At 36.4% G+C, this 17,142-nt stretch carries 11 protein-coding genes; 3 read left to right on the top strand and 8 right to left on the bottom strand.

Annotation, left to right across the window (positions count from 1 at the left end; all coding sequences use genetic code 11):
• Positions 1-119: 119 nt before the first annotated feature.
• The 7 genes from IRZ78_RS01060 to IRZ78_RS01030 form a co-directional block, all read right to left on the bottom strand.
• Entirely contained in the window at positions 120-1,085 is a 966-nt protein-coding gene (locus IRZ78_RS01060; protein WP_194614750.1) for an ROK family protein, read from the bottom strand.
• A gap of 132 nt (positions 1,086-1,217) precedes the next feature.
• Positions 1,218-1,553 (bottom strand): hypothetical protein, encoded by a 336-nt coding sequence (locus tag IRZ78_RS01055; protein ID WP_194614749.1) that lies wholly within the window; start codon positions 1,551-1,553, stop codon positions 1,218-1,220.
• Positions 1,554-1,747: 194 nt separating this feature from the next.
• Positions 1,748-3,634, bottom strand: coding sequence for a RagB/SusD family nutrient uptake outer membrane protein (locus tag IRZ78_RS01050; RefSeq protein WP_194614748.1), 1,887 nt, complete (start codon positions 3,632-3,634; stop codon positions 1,748-1,750).
• 16 nt (positions 3,635-3,650) lie between these two features.
• Positions 3,651-6,800, bottom strand: a complete 3,150-nt coding sequence (locus IRZ78_RS01045; protein WP_194614747.1) for a TonB-dependent receptor — start codon at positions 6,798-6,800, stop codon at positions 3,651-3,653.
• Positions 6,801-7,830: 1,030 nt separating this feature from the next.
• A complete protein-coding gene (gene hepC, locus IRZ78_RS01040; protein WP_194614746.1) occupies positions 7,831-9,813 on the bottom strand; it encodes a heparin-sulfate lyase HepC in 1,983 nt (660 codons plus the stop codon).
• A 30-nt stretch (positions 9,814-9,843) separates the two neighbouring features.
• Positions 9,844-12,624: a chondroitinase family polysaccharide lyase gene (locus IRZ78_RS01035; RefSeq protein WP_194614745.1), complete on the bottom strand. Its 2,781-nt coding sequence runs from the start codon at positions 12,622-12,624 to the stop codon at positions 9,844-9,846.
• Positions 12,625-12,901: 277 nt separating this feature from the next.
• Positions 12,902-14,107: a glycoside hydrolase family 88 protein gene (locus IRZ78_RS01030; RefSeq protein ID WP_194614744.1), complete on the bottom strand. Its 1,206-nt coding sequence runs from the start codon at positions 14,105-14,107 to the stop codon at positions 12,902-12,904.
• 291 nt (positions 14,108-14,398) lie between these two features.
• On the opposite strand from IRZ78_RS01030, the gene IRZ78_RS01025 reads away from it, so the two are divergent.
• A complete protein-coding gene (locus IRZ78_RS01025) occupies positions 14,399-14,842 on the top strand; it encodes a GNAT family N-acetyltransferase (protein ID WP_194614743.1) in 444 nt (147 codons plus the stop codon).
• 8 nt (positions 14,843-14,850) lie between these two features.
• Here IRZ78_RS01025 and IRZ78_RS01020 read toward each other — a convergent pair whose 3' ends face one another.
• A complete protein-coding gene (locus IRZ78_RS01020; protein WP_194614742.1) occupies positions 14,851-15,708 on the bottom strand; it encodes a LysR substrate-binding domain-containing protein in 858 nt (285 codons plus the stop codon).
• Between the two features lie 67 nt (positions 15,709-15,775).
• Here IRZ78_RS01020 and IRZ78_RS01015 point away from each other — a divergent pair, with 67 nt between their 5' ends.
• The gene (locus IRZ78_RS01015; RefSeq protein ID WP_194614741.1) at positions 15,776-16,705 is read left to right on the top strand and encodes a DMT family transporter; all 930 of its coding nucleotides are present in this window, start codon (positions 15,776-15,778) and stop codon (positions 16,703-16,705) included.
• Positions 16,662-17,141: a GNAT family N-acetyltransferase gene (locus IRZ78_RS01010; protein WP_194614740.1), complete on the top strand. Its 480-nt coding sequence runs from the start codon at positions 16,662-16,664 to the stop codon at positions 17,139-17,141. Before IRZ78_RS01015 ends, IRZ78_RS01010 begins: the two co-directional genes overlap by 44 nt.
• Position 17,142 lies beyond the last annotated feature (1 nt).

The following is a 17,142-nucleotide window of genomic DNA, read 5'->3' as shown; positions in this document are numbered from 1 at the left end:
ATTCTTTGAATTTGTGGGATTTCGCGAAGTTCGCGAAGAGTTACGCAAGGGGCGCGAAGTTTTTTTTATGCAGGTTTTTTTTATCTCCCAATCCCGATAACCATCGGGATTGGGAGATTTTACAATTTCGCGTATTCCGTCTTTTTAAATTTCTGAAAAGCATTGGCGCAAGCACCTAATAAACCGGCTTTGTTGCCTAAACTAGCCGCTACAATTTTTGTATTGGAGAAAGAAACCGGAATTGCGGTCTTTTTAACTCTTTTTGTCAATTCATCAATATAAAACTGACCTGCTTCGCTGATTCCACCGCCAATTATGACTTTCTGCGGACTAAAAATGTTCACGCAATTAACGATTCCGGCTGCTAAATAATCAAAGTGATGTTCCATTGCATTTACTGCATGGTCTTCGCCGGCAAGATACTTTTCGATAATGGTTTTTCCGTCGATATGTTCTTTGGCTGTTTTATTTTGAGATTTGTAGTATGCTATTAATGCGGTAACAGAAGCGTATGTTTCTAAACAGCCGCGTCCGCCACAGGCACATTGAATTCCATTGTACTGAATTACGGTGTGTCCTAATTCGGCGCCACGATTGTGGTAACCGCCAAAAAGTTTTTTATTGATCATGATCGCACCGCCAATTCCTGTGCCAATCGTTAGGAATATAGCATCTTCACTGTCTTTTGCCGCGCCATAGATTACTTCGGCAAGTCCCATTAAGTTGGCGTCATTATCAATTACTACATTATGTCCTGACAGGTCATTTAGAATTTTTCCTAATGGCAATTGTTCAAAACCGGGAAGATTAACGCCACCACCCACAATTACATCATTTTCGATTAAACCCGGAAAACCAATACCAATGCCTACAATAGGTTCGTTTAATTCATCTGTGCATTGCGTAATCGCCTTAACAATTAAGTTTATTATCTCTTCTTCGGTTTTTGCTTCTTTAAGGGAAACTATAAATGAAAACAAGATTTCTCCAAGTTCGTTGACAACACCGCATTTCAGTGAAGTGCCGCCAATATCTATCCCGATTGCGTATGATTGTGATATTGGTGTATCGTTTATGGTATTCATAATGCTAATTTTACTATTATTTTATCTTCTCCCGGAAACAATTAATGCAGAACGGCAAGTTCTGCATTAATGTCCAAAAAATGATTAATTTTCTAAAAAAAAAATAATCCTTTTATTTATGTTCTAACGGTATTATAATTTAGGTTTATTTAAAGATTTTCCAAAATCTCTCCATATTTGAAATTGTTCCGGTGTTAGAATTGCTTTTTCTTTGGTTGTTATTTCTTTTTTCCAGGCTTCTAGTTTCTCTTGTCTCTGATCATAAAAAAGTGCCGGATCGTCTTTAATCGCTTTTTGACCTTTGCCATTTTCGGCAATTAAATCGTGCATTTTTTGTCTGTTTACTTTGCTTAGTTTCATGACTGTAAAGATAGAATCTCTTAATACTTTCATGTCTTTTGGTTTATCCTGAGCCAGTGTTACACTAACCATTAGGATCAAGCTGCATACTAATACTATCTTTTTCATAATTTACTTTAAATTTATAAAATGAGTATTTTATTAAACACATAGAAACATAGTTTTTATTTGTAAAAAAGGATATTAAAAAGAAACTCGTTTCTTTACACATGCTTATCTATGTTTGTTGCAAATGAGTGAAACACCTGTTTTTCAGCCAAAATAAACTATGATTCTATGTCTTGAAAATGATATTAAGAGATTTAATACTTCGGATTTTGACGTGTAATACTTTTATTCACATCGGTTTCGTTTTGCGGAAACGGATATAATTCATGTTTTCCGGCCACAAAATTGTTGATAGCAGGGTAGAAGTATGTAGATCTTATGGCTTTTACTGCAACACTTGTTTCGGTTAATTTATCTCCCAAAATTCCCCATCTTATCAAATCGGCTCTGCGCATACCTTCCCCTGAAAGTTCCCAGGCTCTTTCTTGTTGAAGGGCTTTAAGGAAATTTTCTTTACTAAGTCCTGTTGGTAAATTTATTTGTGCAGCTGTTGGTTTTGGTAAAAGTCTGGCAGTTGCTGCTGCACCTGAACCTTTTCCGTCTGTACTTGTAATGGTTACAGTTGGTGCGGTTGTATAACCGTCGCCCGAACGTAACATTCCGATTGTCCCAATTCCACCACTTGCAAGTGTTACTACAGCTGCCGCCGCATCACTGCCGCCACCGCCTGTAATTTGAAAGACAACATTGGCCGCGGCTGTATATCCTGTTCCTTTGGTATTTAAATCAATGGCAATTCTGCTTCCCTGAATATCTGATCCAAAAGCTCTTTTTCGAACCTGATTAATGGCATCATACGCAATAGCATTTGGACCTTCGTTTAATTCATTTTCTACTTCGGCACGCATTAACAGTAAATCTGAATAACGCATCACTACCCAGTTGATGTGTGTATATTGTCTTTCCTGAGTAGAATTGGTTTGATATTCCCTGTTCCATTTTGCCACTGTCCAGCTTTCGTCTTGTTTTGTGGTCAAAAGAGCTACTTTATTCCCCAATGCATTAATTGTATAAGTGGCTATCGAAAAATCTCTTCGCTGGTCTCCTTCTGTAAAGCTGCTGTAGAATGGCTTTGGCACCATACATCTTCCTACTGTTGTAGCGTAAATTCCGTTTGATGTTAAAGCCCCGTTGAAATAACCCACCCAGGATCCGTTTTCTCTGGCTCCGGCTGAGTTGTAAAAAGCAATCTGAAAAATATTTTCTGTAGGTTCTAAAACATGCTGACACTGGTTTTTAAAGACCTTAGAATACGAAGGGTTCAATTTATATGGATTTTGTGCCATAACATCATTGATCTCTTTTTGTGCAATCTTGTAATATTCTTTGTAATCAGCAGGACGTTTTATAGTTCCGTCTGCGTTTAAAGAATAGCCTCCTGCGAAGATGGCTACTCTGGCAAGCATTGATTTTGCTGCCCATTTGTTAACACGCTCATCTGTTGGTATTTGTTCAGGAAGAAGAAGGGCTGCTTCCTGCATGTCTTTTATAATCTGAGCATAAATTTCATGACGATCTACAAGTGCTCCCTTAAGATTATCTCCTGCCTGAGAGCTTTTTGTTTTAAAGGGAACATCGCCCCATAAACGCACTAGCTCTGAATAGTAAAAACCGCGCAGAAACTTAGCTTCTCCAATGTATCTGTTGAGCTGAGTTTTTTCGGCGTGTGTTCCGTTTGCGTACAAATCCATTTGTGGGATTCTTTCAATTACAACATTCGCTCTGTCAATTCCTTCATACAATTTACTCCATACGTTATAAAAAGCATTCGTTTGAGAGATTCCCTGATAATGCGCTATGGTACGCCAGTCATCAGATCCTAAGCCGCTTATTTGACCAATATCAGTATCAGCATCAAAAATCAGCGAAATATTCCAGCCATAGCTATCAAGAGACGACATGGGCTCGTAGACACCTAAAGCCGCCATATTGGCTTCATTGGCATTAGTAAAAAAATTAGCGGTTGTAAAGTAAGAGTAGGGTGTTACTTCCAGTTCTTTTTCACATGAATTAAGCGGTAATAGCAGGCAAGTTATTCCAACTATTGTAATTGCTTTAAAGGAAAATATATATTTTTTCATTTTTTTAAACTTTAAATTATAGTGAAATATTTAAACCTGTAAGAAACGATTTGCTTCTTGGATAAGCACTAAAATCTACTCCTCTGGTTATGGCACTATTAATTACACTTACTTCAGGATCGTAACCTGAATATTTGGTAAATACATACACATTATTAGCCGTAAAATAAATTCTCAGATTTGAAATTTTAGTATTGCTCAGCCATTTTTTAGGCAGGGTATATCCTAAACTTATATTATTGATGCGCAGGAATGATCCATCCTCGATAATATCGCTGTACAAACGGCCTGTAGCATTACCATTGAAGGCTGGGTTGGTTTTTCCAACATTCAGGGCTGTCAGTTCAGCAGGATCGGTTACACGCTGTCCGCTTGCGTTAATCGTAGTCCATCTGTTGGCATAAATAGCAAAAGTATTTAGGTTTTCCTGATTCAGTCTTGAATTGTTCAGCACGTTAGCGTTATAAATATCATTTCCTACAGAGAAATCTAAAAAGATACTAAGATCTAATCCTTTATAACTAAAGGTATTATTTAAACCTCCTGTATATTTAGGGTTTGAATCTCCTATAGCAGTTCTGTCTAAATCATTGATTACTCCGTCTGGTTTTCCGTTTGGACCACTAATATCTTTAAATTTTATGAATCCCGGCTGTACCACAACATTATCACTCACTACACCTGATTTTAATGTATAAGTGCTGTTTGTTGCATTATAATCAAAATCGCTAACCTGATATAAACCATCGCGAACATATCCGTACATAACACCTACTGGTCTTCCTACTTCTAGGATATAATCGTTTGAAGTGGTGTAACTATTGGTTATTAATGAATTTTCTCCTTCGCTTAAAGCCAGTACTTTTGTTTTATTAAAAGCGATATTAAAACTGGTACTCCAATTAAAGTCGGCCTTTTTTATGTTTATGGTATTCAGGGTAAATTCTAAACCGCGGTTGGATGTTGCACCAATATTCTGAAACTGTTTTTTAAATCCTGAACTAGCCGGTATACGGGTGTTGTAAAGCAAATCTTTAGAACGATTTTCGTATAACTCGGTAGTAAGTGAGATTCTTTGTTTGAAAAATCCTAAATCTAAACCTATATTCGTTGATTTAGTAGCTTCCCATTTTAAAAGCGGGTTCGGAATATTGTTTTGATAGGCTGTAATATTAGTTTGATTGTTAATAGGATAAGATCCTGAATTAAAAATACCTAACGCAGCATAATTTGCAATTCGGTTATTTCCTGCCTCACCATAACTTACACGAAATTTAAGGTCTGAAAATACAGGAACGCTTCTCATAAAATCTTCTTCAATAATTCGATAAGCTGCAGATACTGAAGGGAAATATCCCCATCTGTTATAAGAACCAAATTTTGAAGAACCATCAGCTCTAATACTTGCTGCAAACAAATATTTATTTTTGAAAGAATAACTTGTCTTTGCAAAAAAGGACAGCATTTTATCATCTTCTGCAAATGTTGTTGGTATGCCCGCAATGGTACCCAATTGCAGTTTGTCCCAACCTAAGTTTACATCAGGAAAAGCACTGGCAGTCGTGCTAATTCCTTCGGAATAATTATAAATATATTCCTGACCTGCGGTAACATCAAACTTATGATTTTTAGAAAATGTATTGCTATAAGTCAGCACATTATTATAATTTAAACGGGAAGAGATATTATTGGTAACCCCGCCATTAGCACCGCCGCTTCTGATAGCCTGAATACCTCTGGCATCATTAAAATACTTGCTGTTGTTATTGTTATCGGTATAACTTATCAATCCGCGATAGACCAATTTAGGTGTAATGTTGTACTGAAGCTGCAAACTCATGTTTATCGATCTTGTAATGGCTTCTCTTTTTTGGCTGTCGATCGTAATCGACGGACTTTGAAATATAGGTGAATCCTGATTGTCTAACGGATCTACGGTAAGGGTTTTAAGGTCTTGGTCTACGCCATTTTTTCCAATTGTTGGTCGGTATTGCAGTAAAGTCTGTAACATGCTCAATCTGGCATTTCCACCTTCGCCTGTATCTAATCCGGTTATTTTTTGATTGGAATAATTAACGATAGCATTCACAGAAAGTTTATCGGTCACATTATGCGTTACAGCCAATTTTGCGATATGCTTTACAGATTCACTCCCGAGCATAATACCCTGATCGTTATTAACAGAATAAAATGAATTAAATTTGGTTTCGTTTCCACCGGCGCTAATACTTACCTTATGATATTGAGACTGCACTGCATTTCCAAATATTTCATCCTGCCAGTTAATACCGGGCCTGTTTTGATAAAGAGGGGCCAATTCATCCCAGGTACCATAGTTTTTTATGAATTTTTGCAGTCTTACATCATCAGTAGCACCTTCATACATTAATTGGGTATATTGATACGGATTCATTACATCAAGCTTTTTGGCAATTGTTTTAATACCTCCGTAAGTATCATAACCAATCGTTAGTTTACCGCTTTTTGTTTTTTTGGTTGTCACCAAAACTACTCCGTTGGCTCCCTGCGCTCCATAAATAGAGGTTGATGAAGCATCTTTTAGCACGTCTACAGATTCGATATCTGTAGGGTCCAAAAAGCCCAATCCGCCAGTTTGCGCCACTCCGTCGACCACATACAATGGCTCGTTGCTTTGTGTTATAGAAGTTCCGCCTCGAATTCTAAGTGTTGGTTCAGATCCCGGAGTTCCGTCAGACATCGTAACCTGCATACCGGCAACACGTCCTTGCAGGGCCTGTGCAACGTTTTGTACTGGTATTTTGGCAATTTCCTCTCCTTTTACAGAGGATATGGCGCCGGTAATATTTTTTCTTGATTTCGTTCCGTAACCTACCACAACTACCTCATCAAGATTATTGGTGTCATCTATTAGTTTTGTATTGATCGTGGTTCTGTTTTTAACCGGGATCTCGGTAGTTTTTGTTCCCATAAAAGTAAATACCAATATGGCATCGGGTTTTACCTTAATTTGATATTCACCATCAATAGATGTAACGGTGCTGTTTTTGGTTCCTTTTTCGTAAACTGTCGCACCAGGTAAAGGCAGTTTTTGCCCATCAGTAACTACACCGCTTACTGTAATATTTTGCCCATAGGTAACTATAGAAGTTATAAGCAGCATTAATAAAAATATAGTCCTTTTCATAATTTTGTTTTAAATGGGAATAAGTCTCGTACTTAATTCCTATTGATATTATTTAAGTTGGTTTTGGTCTTGTTTAAAATTAGCCACTATTTGTATTGCAATTTCAAAAGATACATCTAAATGTTTCTGTTCATTTACAGAGCGAAACTTCTAAAATTATTTTTGAAAATAAGAACAAGTACGCTTTTAATAGTTTCATTAAATTACTTACTCAATCGATGCAGTGGAGAAAATTATAACAATTTATTAACTTGAGGAAGGGGCTGGGGAATTTTACGCCGGGTGAATAAAAATAGATTCTGTAGCAGCTGGTTTGTTTCTTTTGGATTAGTCATGTTTTTTTTGGTTTTAATTAAAACAAATATAGAAATCGGGTACACATGACAGTTTTGAATACGTCCAAAATGATATTGATTTTGATTAATACAACGTTTTCGTTCCCCGTAAACAAAGGGGAAATCAAGTTTTTATGTTGTTTTTTTGAAATGTTTTTCTCAGGAAAGTACCGTATTTACTAATCAATTTTGAAATAGGGTAGCGGGTTTAAAAGTTAAGCAAAATTCAGGAAATTGTTAAGCGAAATAGTGGCCTTTTGAGGTGATTTTTATCGATTGATTTGTTGATTTATTTTAATGTTTCAGATAAAACTTATTAATTTAAATTTCAGCTAATGATTTATTGTTCGAAGAATGAGATTTTAATTTTAAAATTGATTTTTATTTTGAATAATTAGTTTAGAATTGATAAAAAAAGATTGCGTAATGGCACGCGGATGAGACGGATTCGCTCTCGCGAAAACACGGATTTATGCGGATTTTTTTTGTGCCTTTTTTTCAATGAAGGATTATTTAAATGATTTCTTAATTTTCTTGAATAAAGTAAAGCTTAATGCATCTTAATATCTTAATGGTTAAATAAACGGCAGACGGATCACTGATTTTTATTATGCTTCATGATAAGTGAAATAAGAACAAAAAAAGACGTCTAAGATAACTCTTAGACGTCTTAGAAAATATAATTCTTAAAATGCTTAATCCTGCAGATTGGCTTTCACATCGCTTTTTTTACCATCAATAATAAGGCTTAAACTAATATTCCCTTTTTCGAAATCATTGTCGCTATTGGGCTGAATAGTAATTTCAGGAGCTTTATTGCCATCATAAGGGTAAACGATACTTATAAAACTTTGCGTTGCAGTATCTTTTTTAGGTTTTTCGAATACAAAGGCTGGTCTTGGTGTTTCTTTAGCATAGGAGTACGAAATTTTTCCTTCTTCTTTATTTAAAACTACTTTGTCACTGTTTAAAGATTGGATCAAAAGGTTGTTTCCATCTGCATAAGTAGTATAAACTTTGTTGTTTGCTTTGTCGAAAACGGGTTTGCTGTCTTCTTTTAACTGAAAATGTATGCCTAAATTCCCTGTAGCTTTACCAATGGCTTTATCAATGATCAAAAAGTATTTTTGATCAATAAAAAGAACGCTTCGCTGATGGTCAAGATCATTATAACTAGGGTTGGTATACGTTACTATATCCAGGTTTTTACTGGTTTTCCATTGGTTTTGTCTGGCTTTGGTAATGATCATATTCTCATTATTCAAGGTCAAAGTAGAATGTACTTTTGTCTGACGAAACCAGTTTCTCATTTTGGTTACTTCGGCATCACCGCTGTAAATATAGCATCCTGTATCAGGGGTGAAATTGCGTCCTTTTACCCAAAGTTCAAAAGTCCCGTTATCAGGCTGCGAATGAAATTCTGCGGGCGGCCCGGCTTTTAAAACCATTATGGTTGCTTTATTATCCCACCCGTTTCTAAAGGTATAAAGTCCTCCATTGGGGAATGCATTTGATAAATAATCAGGCAGTTTTCCTGATGCACCTTCTGTAGCAAAATATTCGATAAGTCCGTCATTAGGGAACATTTTTGACCAAGCTGCAAATTGTTTTATTCGTACGTTTTTATCGACCACCCACGTATCACCAAACATAGGATAGTTGTAATTAGGGAAAGATATATTGGCGGTAACGAAGACCATTTTTTCAATTGTTTTGATATACGATTCCGGAAATTCGTTTTCTACACCCGCCATTTTTGCAGCGTTATAAGCCTTTGTGAAAATTTCGATACATCCCACATGATAGGTTGGTGAAAGTTCCCATTGTACACCATCAGGAAGTACTTGCAGTTTTATTTCGCGGTTAAGGACGTCGATACCGCTTTTACGCCATTCCGGGGATTGTTTAAACTCTGGAAAAAAGGCACCTGCGCCTAAAACACGCTGTGCTTCAAACAATAAATGATTGCCTTCTTTACTGTAATGTTTTGGAATATAAGCGGTTTGCTTATTGAAACTGTTTAAAAACTCCATCAAAAAAGCCGGTGTAAAATTGGGCGATACAATAAATAAATTGAATACACCCGGGAAACTTTGTATGCGCTCTGATACTTCTAACGGGCGCCAGGCAATACTGTCATTATCAACGGAACGGCCTAAGTAATTTTTCTTTTCCCAATCACGAAATTGGAAAACCCATTCTTTGGCATATTTCTCATCGCCACTGCTGCGGTATGCCAATCCCATAGAAGTCCACCAGGTGACACGGTGCAATTGCCAGCGAATTTCATTGTCTTTTATAGGCCAGTAATCCCAGTTGATGTCTTTTCCAAAATCGAAAAATCCGTAGCCTTTATGTGGCTGAAATTGATGTAGTAATGCATTATCTGCTTTTTCCTGATTGGATTTTCCAATTTCTTTTCCTTTAAACTGAGCTTCTTCACCTAAATTAAAATCGGAATTTCTGATGTTTTTACGATTGCGGTAATAGGTCAAAAGTTCTTTAGCCGCAGCATCGTATTTACCCGAATTAAAAAGTTGGTTTACTTTTTTTAAACCCGGATAAGCAAGATTAATATTATCGAAACTTGCCTTGGTAATAGTCATTTCCTGAGCCTGAACTAAGCAAGCCGTCAATAGCATAAAAAGCAATGCTGTTGTTTTTTTTAAATTTATCATGGTGGTTATTTAGTAAATAGAGTTTAATTTTTATTGTTTGATAAGCTTAACTGTTTTTTTCTGCTTTCCCTGACGTATTTCAGCAAAATAGATTCCTGAACTCCAATCACTGCCCAAAACAATTGTTTGTCCATAATTTGATTTAATGGTTTTTATTTTTCTTCCTAAAGTGTCAAATACTACAGCAGAAATAGTTTCCGGAACATCGCTCGTTATGCTAATCTTAAAATCTGTTTGTGCAGGATTTGGCACAACAATTACCTGAAATTCATTTGTTTGTTTTTCTGTTTGTTTTATGCCTAAAGTTTGTTTTACCAATTCAGTTTGTATGGTTAATCCGTTGATGGTTGTAAAGATAACATCAGTATTTGAACCGTTTATTGTAGTTGTTACATTGTTTTGCGGTGCAGCTAATTCCCAATAACCGCTAAGTGTCAGCGTAACCGGATCTGCTTGCGGTACTCTGTTTAAAATGGAATTCTGCCCACTAATCTGGCTCCATTTGTAGGTTTCACTTGCTGTCAATAAACAAAGATTAGGATTGGTAAGGCTAACTTTTAGTTTAGATCCTGCGTCAACTTTTTGAGTCATTACAATGGCTGGTTTGTTTATGCTCACCACGGCATCATAAGTAAATACGGTTGCGGGATTAAAAATTACATACCCAAATATGTTGTTCGGAATATACTGCACAATATGCGCCTGACTGTTTTGATGGTAAATTTTAAAATAAGAATTAAAATTGTCAGCAAGCTGTTGGGTTTGTGTTTGACCGCCCTGCATTATAACGGCATATTGAAATTTTCCGGCGGCAGGAGCGATGCCATGATTGATATAAGCGGTAGTAAAATTACCGGAAGTATCCGCTGTATTGGTATTATTACGCGAGTTTTGTACAGAACGAGTCACTGTTACAGGATCTGTATTGTTTGAGTTTGACGGAATTACATAACCATTCCCAATCGCATCGGTGGCCCAAAATGCTCCGGTTGTTTGTGTCTGGGTAAAATTGGTGCCAGTTGCCGCTGTACCATTCACGTAAATGGGAGTATTAACATCTGCCAGCGCGGTTTGAAATAATGTAGTATGAATGGGATAGGTACCATTGACGTCCCTGATGTTAGTAGCAAGGCAAAGTATAATGTTTTTGAAAAAGAAATTAGATTTTTGAGCCGTCATAGCCGTCACAGAATTAAAGTCTTTGTAATCCATACCAAAAATACCATTGTTGTCTAGAGAGCCGTGTGCGAGAAAGGATTTTCCGTTCATTTCACGCATGGTCCCCGTTCCTAAAACACTTAACGGAAGGCTGGCAACTGAAGTTCCGGGAATGTGCGACCAGTCCCAACCGTTTTCACTATAACCATTGGAAGTTCTGGTTACAGGATTTCCTGTAGTTAATAATTCTAATGCTCCTGCAGAAGTATATCTGCCAAAAACATTTTCTTTAGCCGAATTTTCGAAATGCCAGATGTGTTTGCTGGTTCCTTTTACACTGGACTGAAATCCATTGTACTTGTGCACGCTTAATCCTGCATAGGGAAAATTAAATTGCCCTTCGGTTATTTCGGGAAGCGGAGCAAGACCTGTGTTCAGTGTCTGCAGTATGTCCATGACTCCGCCAGGCGTATAAACCATGGTAATCGATAAGGCATTCATTCTCAGTAAAGCAGTATTAGCAGTTGTGGAAATACCCCAAAGCCGTACAAATTCTCTTCCGGCATCTGCATTGGCAAGAGGATCTGTGACATACAAAAAGGCCAGTGCGGGTCTTAAATCGTTAAGGGCATCTGTATTGGTTGGAAATCTTCCGGCAAGGCCCAAAGGCATTTCAAAACCTTTACTAAATTTACTGTAGGTTAAAATAGCCGTTTTTAGATTGCTTTGTGCTTCGGTAGTTAATTCATAAGCAGTATTTTTTAGCATCATATTCATGATAGAAGATTGATGCAAGGCTTCGACTCCGTAAGTATTAGAATACGCGCCTCTGTGATGATAGGTTATAAAATCGGGCTTGATACAATCGTTCCAGCCGTTGCTTATTTTTAGTGCATTATCGATGAATCTTTTTAGAAAATCCATATTGGCAAGCTTTGAATTGTCTGTATCGTCCTGAGCCAGTACATAACAAAGTCTTTGCTGAACAGAAGAACGAACAACATCAGAATTAAATCCCGGATTGGTGAAATTAAAATTAGGATATTCAGGCGCTATAAAAGCCGTGAGTGTGTTAAGTGCGGCCATATGATGGGTAAATTCACCTGCAACGATCAGTTCCTCTTTCATTAAAAAAATAGCTGTGGCATATCCTGAAGAACGCAAACAGACTCCGTGACCGCTCGTAATAACTTCTTCTGTAGCGGGAATTGCCAGATAATCAAAATTTGTTGTACTGCTTATCCCTTTTGCTTTCATGTAATTAAAAATAGTCAAAATCATGTCTCGCACCGCCGGACTATGATAATCAGGATTTGGTGCATAAGCCGATCCTTTTAACTGATATAAAAATACAAGCCTGATAAGCTTTAATTCTACCAAATCCTGATACGCTTTTTGGTCGGCGCTGAGAGTAAAATTCCATGCAGGGCCAGGATTTGTAAAGTTGTAAGCAGATAAATTTTTGGCTGCTATTCCGCTGCTAAGAAACCTGCTGGATCTTTCATTAACCTGCGATTTTGAGTAATCGAGATTTTCACCCGTCAACCAGTTTCGATATTTTGTTTTAATATCGTTTACATCGCTCAATTGAGCATAAGAAAAGTTCAAAACCAGGGCAAAAAGCCCCACTGAAAAAAGTAATTTTTTGCTCATAAGATTATTTTTTAATAGATTAATTATTAAAATTTTATTATTGCGGTATTCTTATTAATTACTTCATCAATATTCTTAAGTCAATTGAATGTTAAATCAGAATATTGCCTGTTTTTGATCAGGCCTTCAGGTCAGGAATTCTTTAGCAGAAGTTAGGATTCAAATGTTTGTGGCAAACTATTTTATCACTCGAATACGTCACTTTTTCTAAAATCCCTAACCTAATAAAACTGGATCTTTTATTTTTTTCCGATGACCGGCAATGTGTTTAATTCATTTAGATTTCAATTTTTTTGATTGAAGCGTATCTTTTTAAAGCTTCCAGATAATAATAATCGGCGTAATCAAGCGGCGTATCGATTTCTGAATTGTATAAAAAGGCACCAACGCTGTGTTTTAATAAGAAGAAACTATTCTCGCCCGGTTTTGCCAAATAAGCATCGGATGATAATGATTTTAAAATATCTTCGGCATAATCAGCATATTTTTTTCCGTCTTTTACCTGAGTGCTTAAATCGAGTAGAGCAGATGCTATAACAGCAGCAGCCGAAGCATCTCTTGGGGCACGCTCTGCAGTATCCATTGCATTGTGTACATCAAAATCCCAAACCGGTACTTTATCTTTTGGCATTCTTGGATGGTTCATAATAAAGGAAGCAATGTGTTCTGCTTGCTGCAAAAATTTCTCATTTTTGGTATTGGCATAACACAGTGTATATCCGTACAATCCCCAGGCCTGACCGCGAGCCCAAGCCGACTCATCTGTAACGCCCTGATGTGTTGCTTTGCGCAGTACTTTACCTGTTTTTGGATCATAATCTACCAAGTGATACGAACTGTAATCTTTTCTAAAATGATTTTTCATGGTCGTTGTGGCATGACTATTTGCGGCATTTGCATATTCAGGTTTATTAAACTGGTTGGCACTCCAATATAAATATTCGAGATTCATCATGTTGTCGATAATTACAGGATAATGCCACCAGGTAAAATCCCAGGAACGGATTGTTCCCACGGTTGGACTAAAGCGGGCGTAAAGGTTTGCAGCGCCATCTGCCAGAACAGGAAGATATATTTTATCACCGGTAATTCTGTACGCATTTCCGTAAGAACAATACAGCATAAAGCCTACATCATGGGTGTTTTTTATGTTTCGGATAGAATCTAAAGCGAGTGTAAATTTTTTAGCCTCATCGGCTAAGGTTTTGTCTCCTGTAAGTTCATATCCGTACCAAAGACTTCCCGGGAAAAAACCAGTTGTCCAGTCGGTTAAACCTGCAAGCCTTACCGTTCCGTCGGGATTTACAGAACGCGGATTTTTACCCGGTTTGTAGGTTTGTGCCGCTTTATTTAATTGAAAATGAATTACCTCAGTTGTTTTTTTAAACCAAAGCAAAGACGGATCATCATTTTGAACAGGCTTTGCAAAAGTGCTAAAAGTAATGGCGGAGAGGACTAGAAATAGATTGAAAGTTTTTTTCATGGTTTAATCGTTTATATCGGTATTCTGTTTGATGGAATATTTATAAAGCGAAGTTAAACGAGGGGTTCAAAAAGGTCTTTCAAATTCTATCATAAATGTTTTGAATTTGTGTAAACATCAATTTCGAAACTGATTGAGGTTAGATTTTTAAAAGCAGAATGTAATTATATCAAAACTCATGTATTCGTAATTTTAAATTAATTCAATAATTGCATTAGTTGATGTTAATAAAGCATTTTTACGCATTAGTTCTATTGCTACCTTTACAGCAATAAGATAATAGACAAAACAATGAAAACAACTTATTTTATAAAAACATTTAATGAATTAACCAATATCGAATTGTACCAGATTTTACAGTTGAGAAGTGAAGTTTTTGTTGTAGAACAGAATTGTGTGTTTCAGGACATCGATAATAAAGATCAGCAGAGTTATCATCATCTTTGTTATGTTGATGGCACTCTTGCAGGATATACTAGACTTTTACCGGCAGGATTGTCTTATCAGGAAATCTCAATTGGTCGGGTAGTTAGTGTACCAGCTTTTAGAGGCATGGGTTTGGGAAAAGAACTAATGCAAAAGTCAATTGAAGCTTGTGAAAAAGTATTTGAAGAAACACCGATACGTATAGGGGCACAACAACATTTGTCAAAATTTTACAATTCACTGGGTTTTATAGAAAGCGGCGAACCTTATGATGAAGACGGAATATTACATATCGAAATGATCAGATAGCTATACTTTTATAATAATTCAAGAATAGTGTTAATTAAAGTGTTTGGATCGTTTTTACGCCAGTTCATATACAGGTTGGCTGTGAAGTTAAGCGGAATAAATCGAACGTTTTCATTATGCTGAAGTCTATAAGATTCAGGCAAAATGGAGATGCCCAAACCATTTTTAATTAAAGAAATAATGGTAGATCCAAATTCACAGGAAATATGCGAATCAGGGTCAATTTGATAGTGTTTGTAAACATCACTAATAATGCTGTCATAACTATTGCTGGAACCTGCATTTGTTGCAATGAATCCTTCTTTAGCAATACTTTCATGAGTAATATCATCAATTGTTATAAAGTGATGATTTGAAGGAACAACTAAGCATAAGTTTTCAGAACCGAGGTTTTTTGAATCAATAGACGCCGATTCATTTATCTCACGACTGAAGGCCAAATCAATTTTATAATTTTTAAGCTGTTCTTCCTGCTGTTCATAAGTCAACTGGACCAGTTCAATTTTTAATTTAGGGAATACAGTTGCAATTTTTTTTAGAAAATCCGGTAAAATCGACGAAGAAATTGAGTCCGGGTGCGCGATACAAACAGAACCCTGTTCGCCTAAATGAATTTGACGGGCGTGTTTTTGTATAGCTTCAAGCTGAATGAGTTCAATGCTCCACTTTTCCTTTAGAAATTCGCCTGCCGGAGTAAGTTTAACATTACGTTTATTTCTAAAAAAAAGCTGCAGACCCATTTCATTTTCCAAAGACATAATGTGACGGCTGAGGGCAGATTGGGTAATGTTCATTTTTTCAGCCGTTTTCCAAAAGTGAAGCTCCTTGGCAAGGGCCAGAAAATATTTCAATTGCTGTATATCCATGCCTGCAATTTAATAATAAAATAAAACAATCATCGAAATGCTTTTTTGAATATTTCAAAATTATAACATGCAAAAGAAAAAATTATATCTTATCCTTTTAATACTAGGCACTGCTTTTTGGGGTATTTCATTCTCTGTTACTAAGATTGGAGTAGCGACAGGATCACTATATGTTTTCCTGGTGTATAGATTAGCACTTGCTACCATTATTCTTTCTGTTTTCTTTGCGAAATATTTTAAAAAGACTGATAGCAAAAGTATGATAGGAGGAATTATGCTCTCATTGCCTTTGACCTTTGGGATAATTCTGCAGACAAAAGGCCTTAAATATCTGCCTGCATCTCAGTGTACATTTATCGCTGGAATTTGCGTAATTCTTGTTCCTATGCTTAAGTGGATGTTGTATAAAACTGTTTTTTCCAGCAAAATATGGATGGCTTCGCTAATTGCACTGCTTGGTTTGGCCATAATTTCTATTTCTGACGGATTAACAATAAATCAGGGAACTACTTATGTCATTTTAGGAACAATTGGGTTCAGTATCTATCTGATAATGGTCGAAAAACAAAAAGACAAACGTGAAATAATAACTACAATTGTCCCAATGTTTGCTGCAAGCACTGTTATCTGTTTAATTTTTGCAGTAACAGAGAATCAGCAAAACTGGCTTATTGAAGATCATAATTTCTGGACTGCGATTGTTTATTGTGCAGTGTTTTCTACTGCTTATATGTATGCTGTATCCATGATTTCGCAGAACTATTTATCTGCTGAAAAAGTGGCTATAATTTATCTTTTTGAACCTGTATTTGGAGCATTTGCCGCATTTTTTATATTAGATGAAACTTTGACATGGAAATTACTTTTAGGCGGCAGCTTGATTTTAACTGCAACGATATGGTCCGAAATCAACATTTCGGTCAAAAAAAATGGCAGAAAATTTATAATCACTAATGATCAAAACATACAGGAACCAAACAGAAATAAAAATTCGTAAAGCTGTTGAGGCAGACAGTGAAAAATTGTGGATATTGATGAAAGAACTGGCAGTATTTGAAAAATATATTGATGTTTTTGCAATTACGCCGGAAATAGTAAAAGAAAGCGGATTCAGAAAAAGCCCTCCTGATTTTTATTCTTTCGTGGCAGATCATAATGGTCAGATAGCAGGTATGCTGGTTTACTATTACCTGCCATATACTGCTGTAAACAAGGCTTCTGTTTATCTTAAAGAGCTATATGTTGATGCAGCATATAGAGGGCAACAAATAGGAGAGCAGTTGATGAATGCTTTGCATTTAGAAGCTAAATTAAATAATTGTGCGCAGATTAAATGGAATGTTGCACCATGGAATGAAGCTGGCAAAAAGTTTTATGAAAGGCTAGGGGCGGCTCAAAATAAGCAATGGCTTAATTATGAATGGAAAGTATAAC

Source organism: Flavobacterium sp. CSZ (assembly GCF_015350725.1).
Taxonomy (GTDB): Bacteria; Bacteroidota; Bacteroidia; order Flavobacteriales; family Flavobacteriaceae; genus Flavobacterium.
The sequence above is the reverse complement of the archived record's forward strand: the minus strand, read 5'-3'. Positions and strand labels throughout refer to the sequence as shown.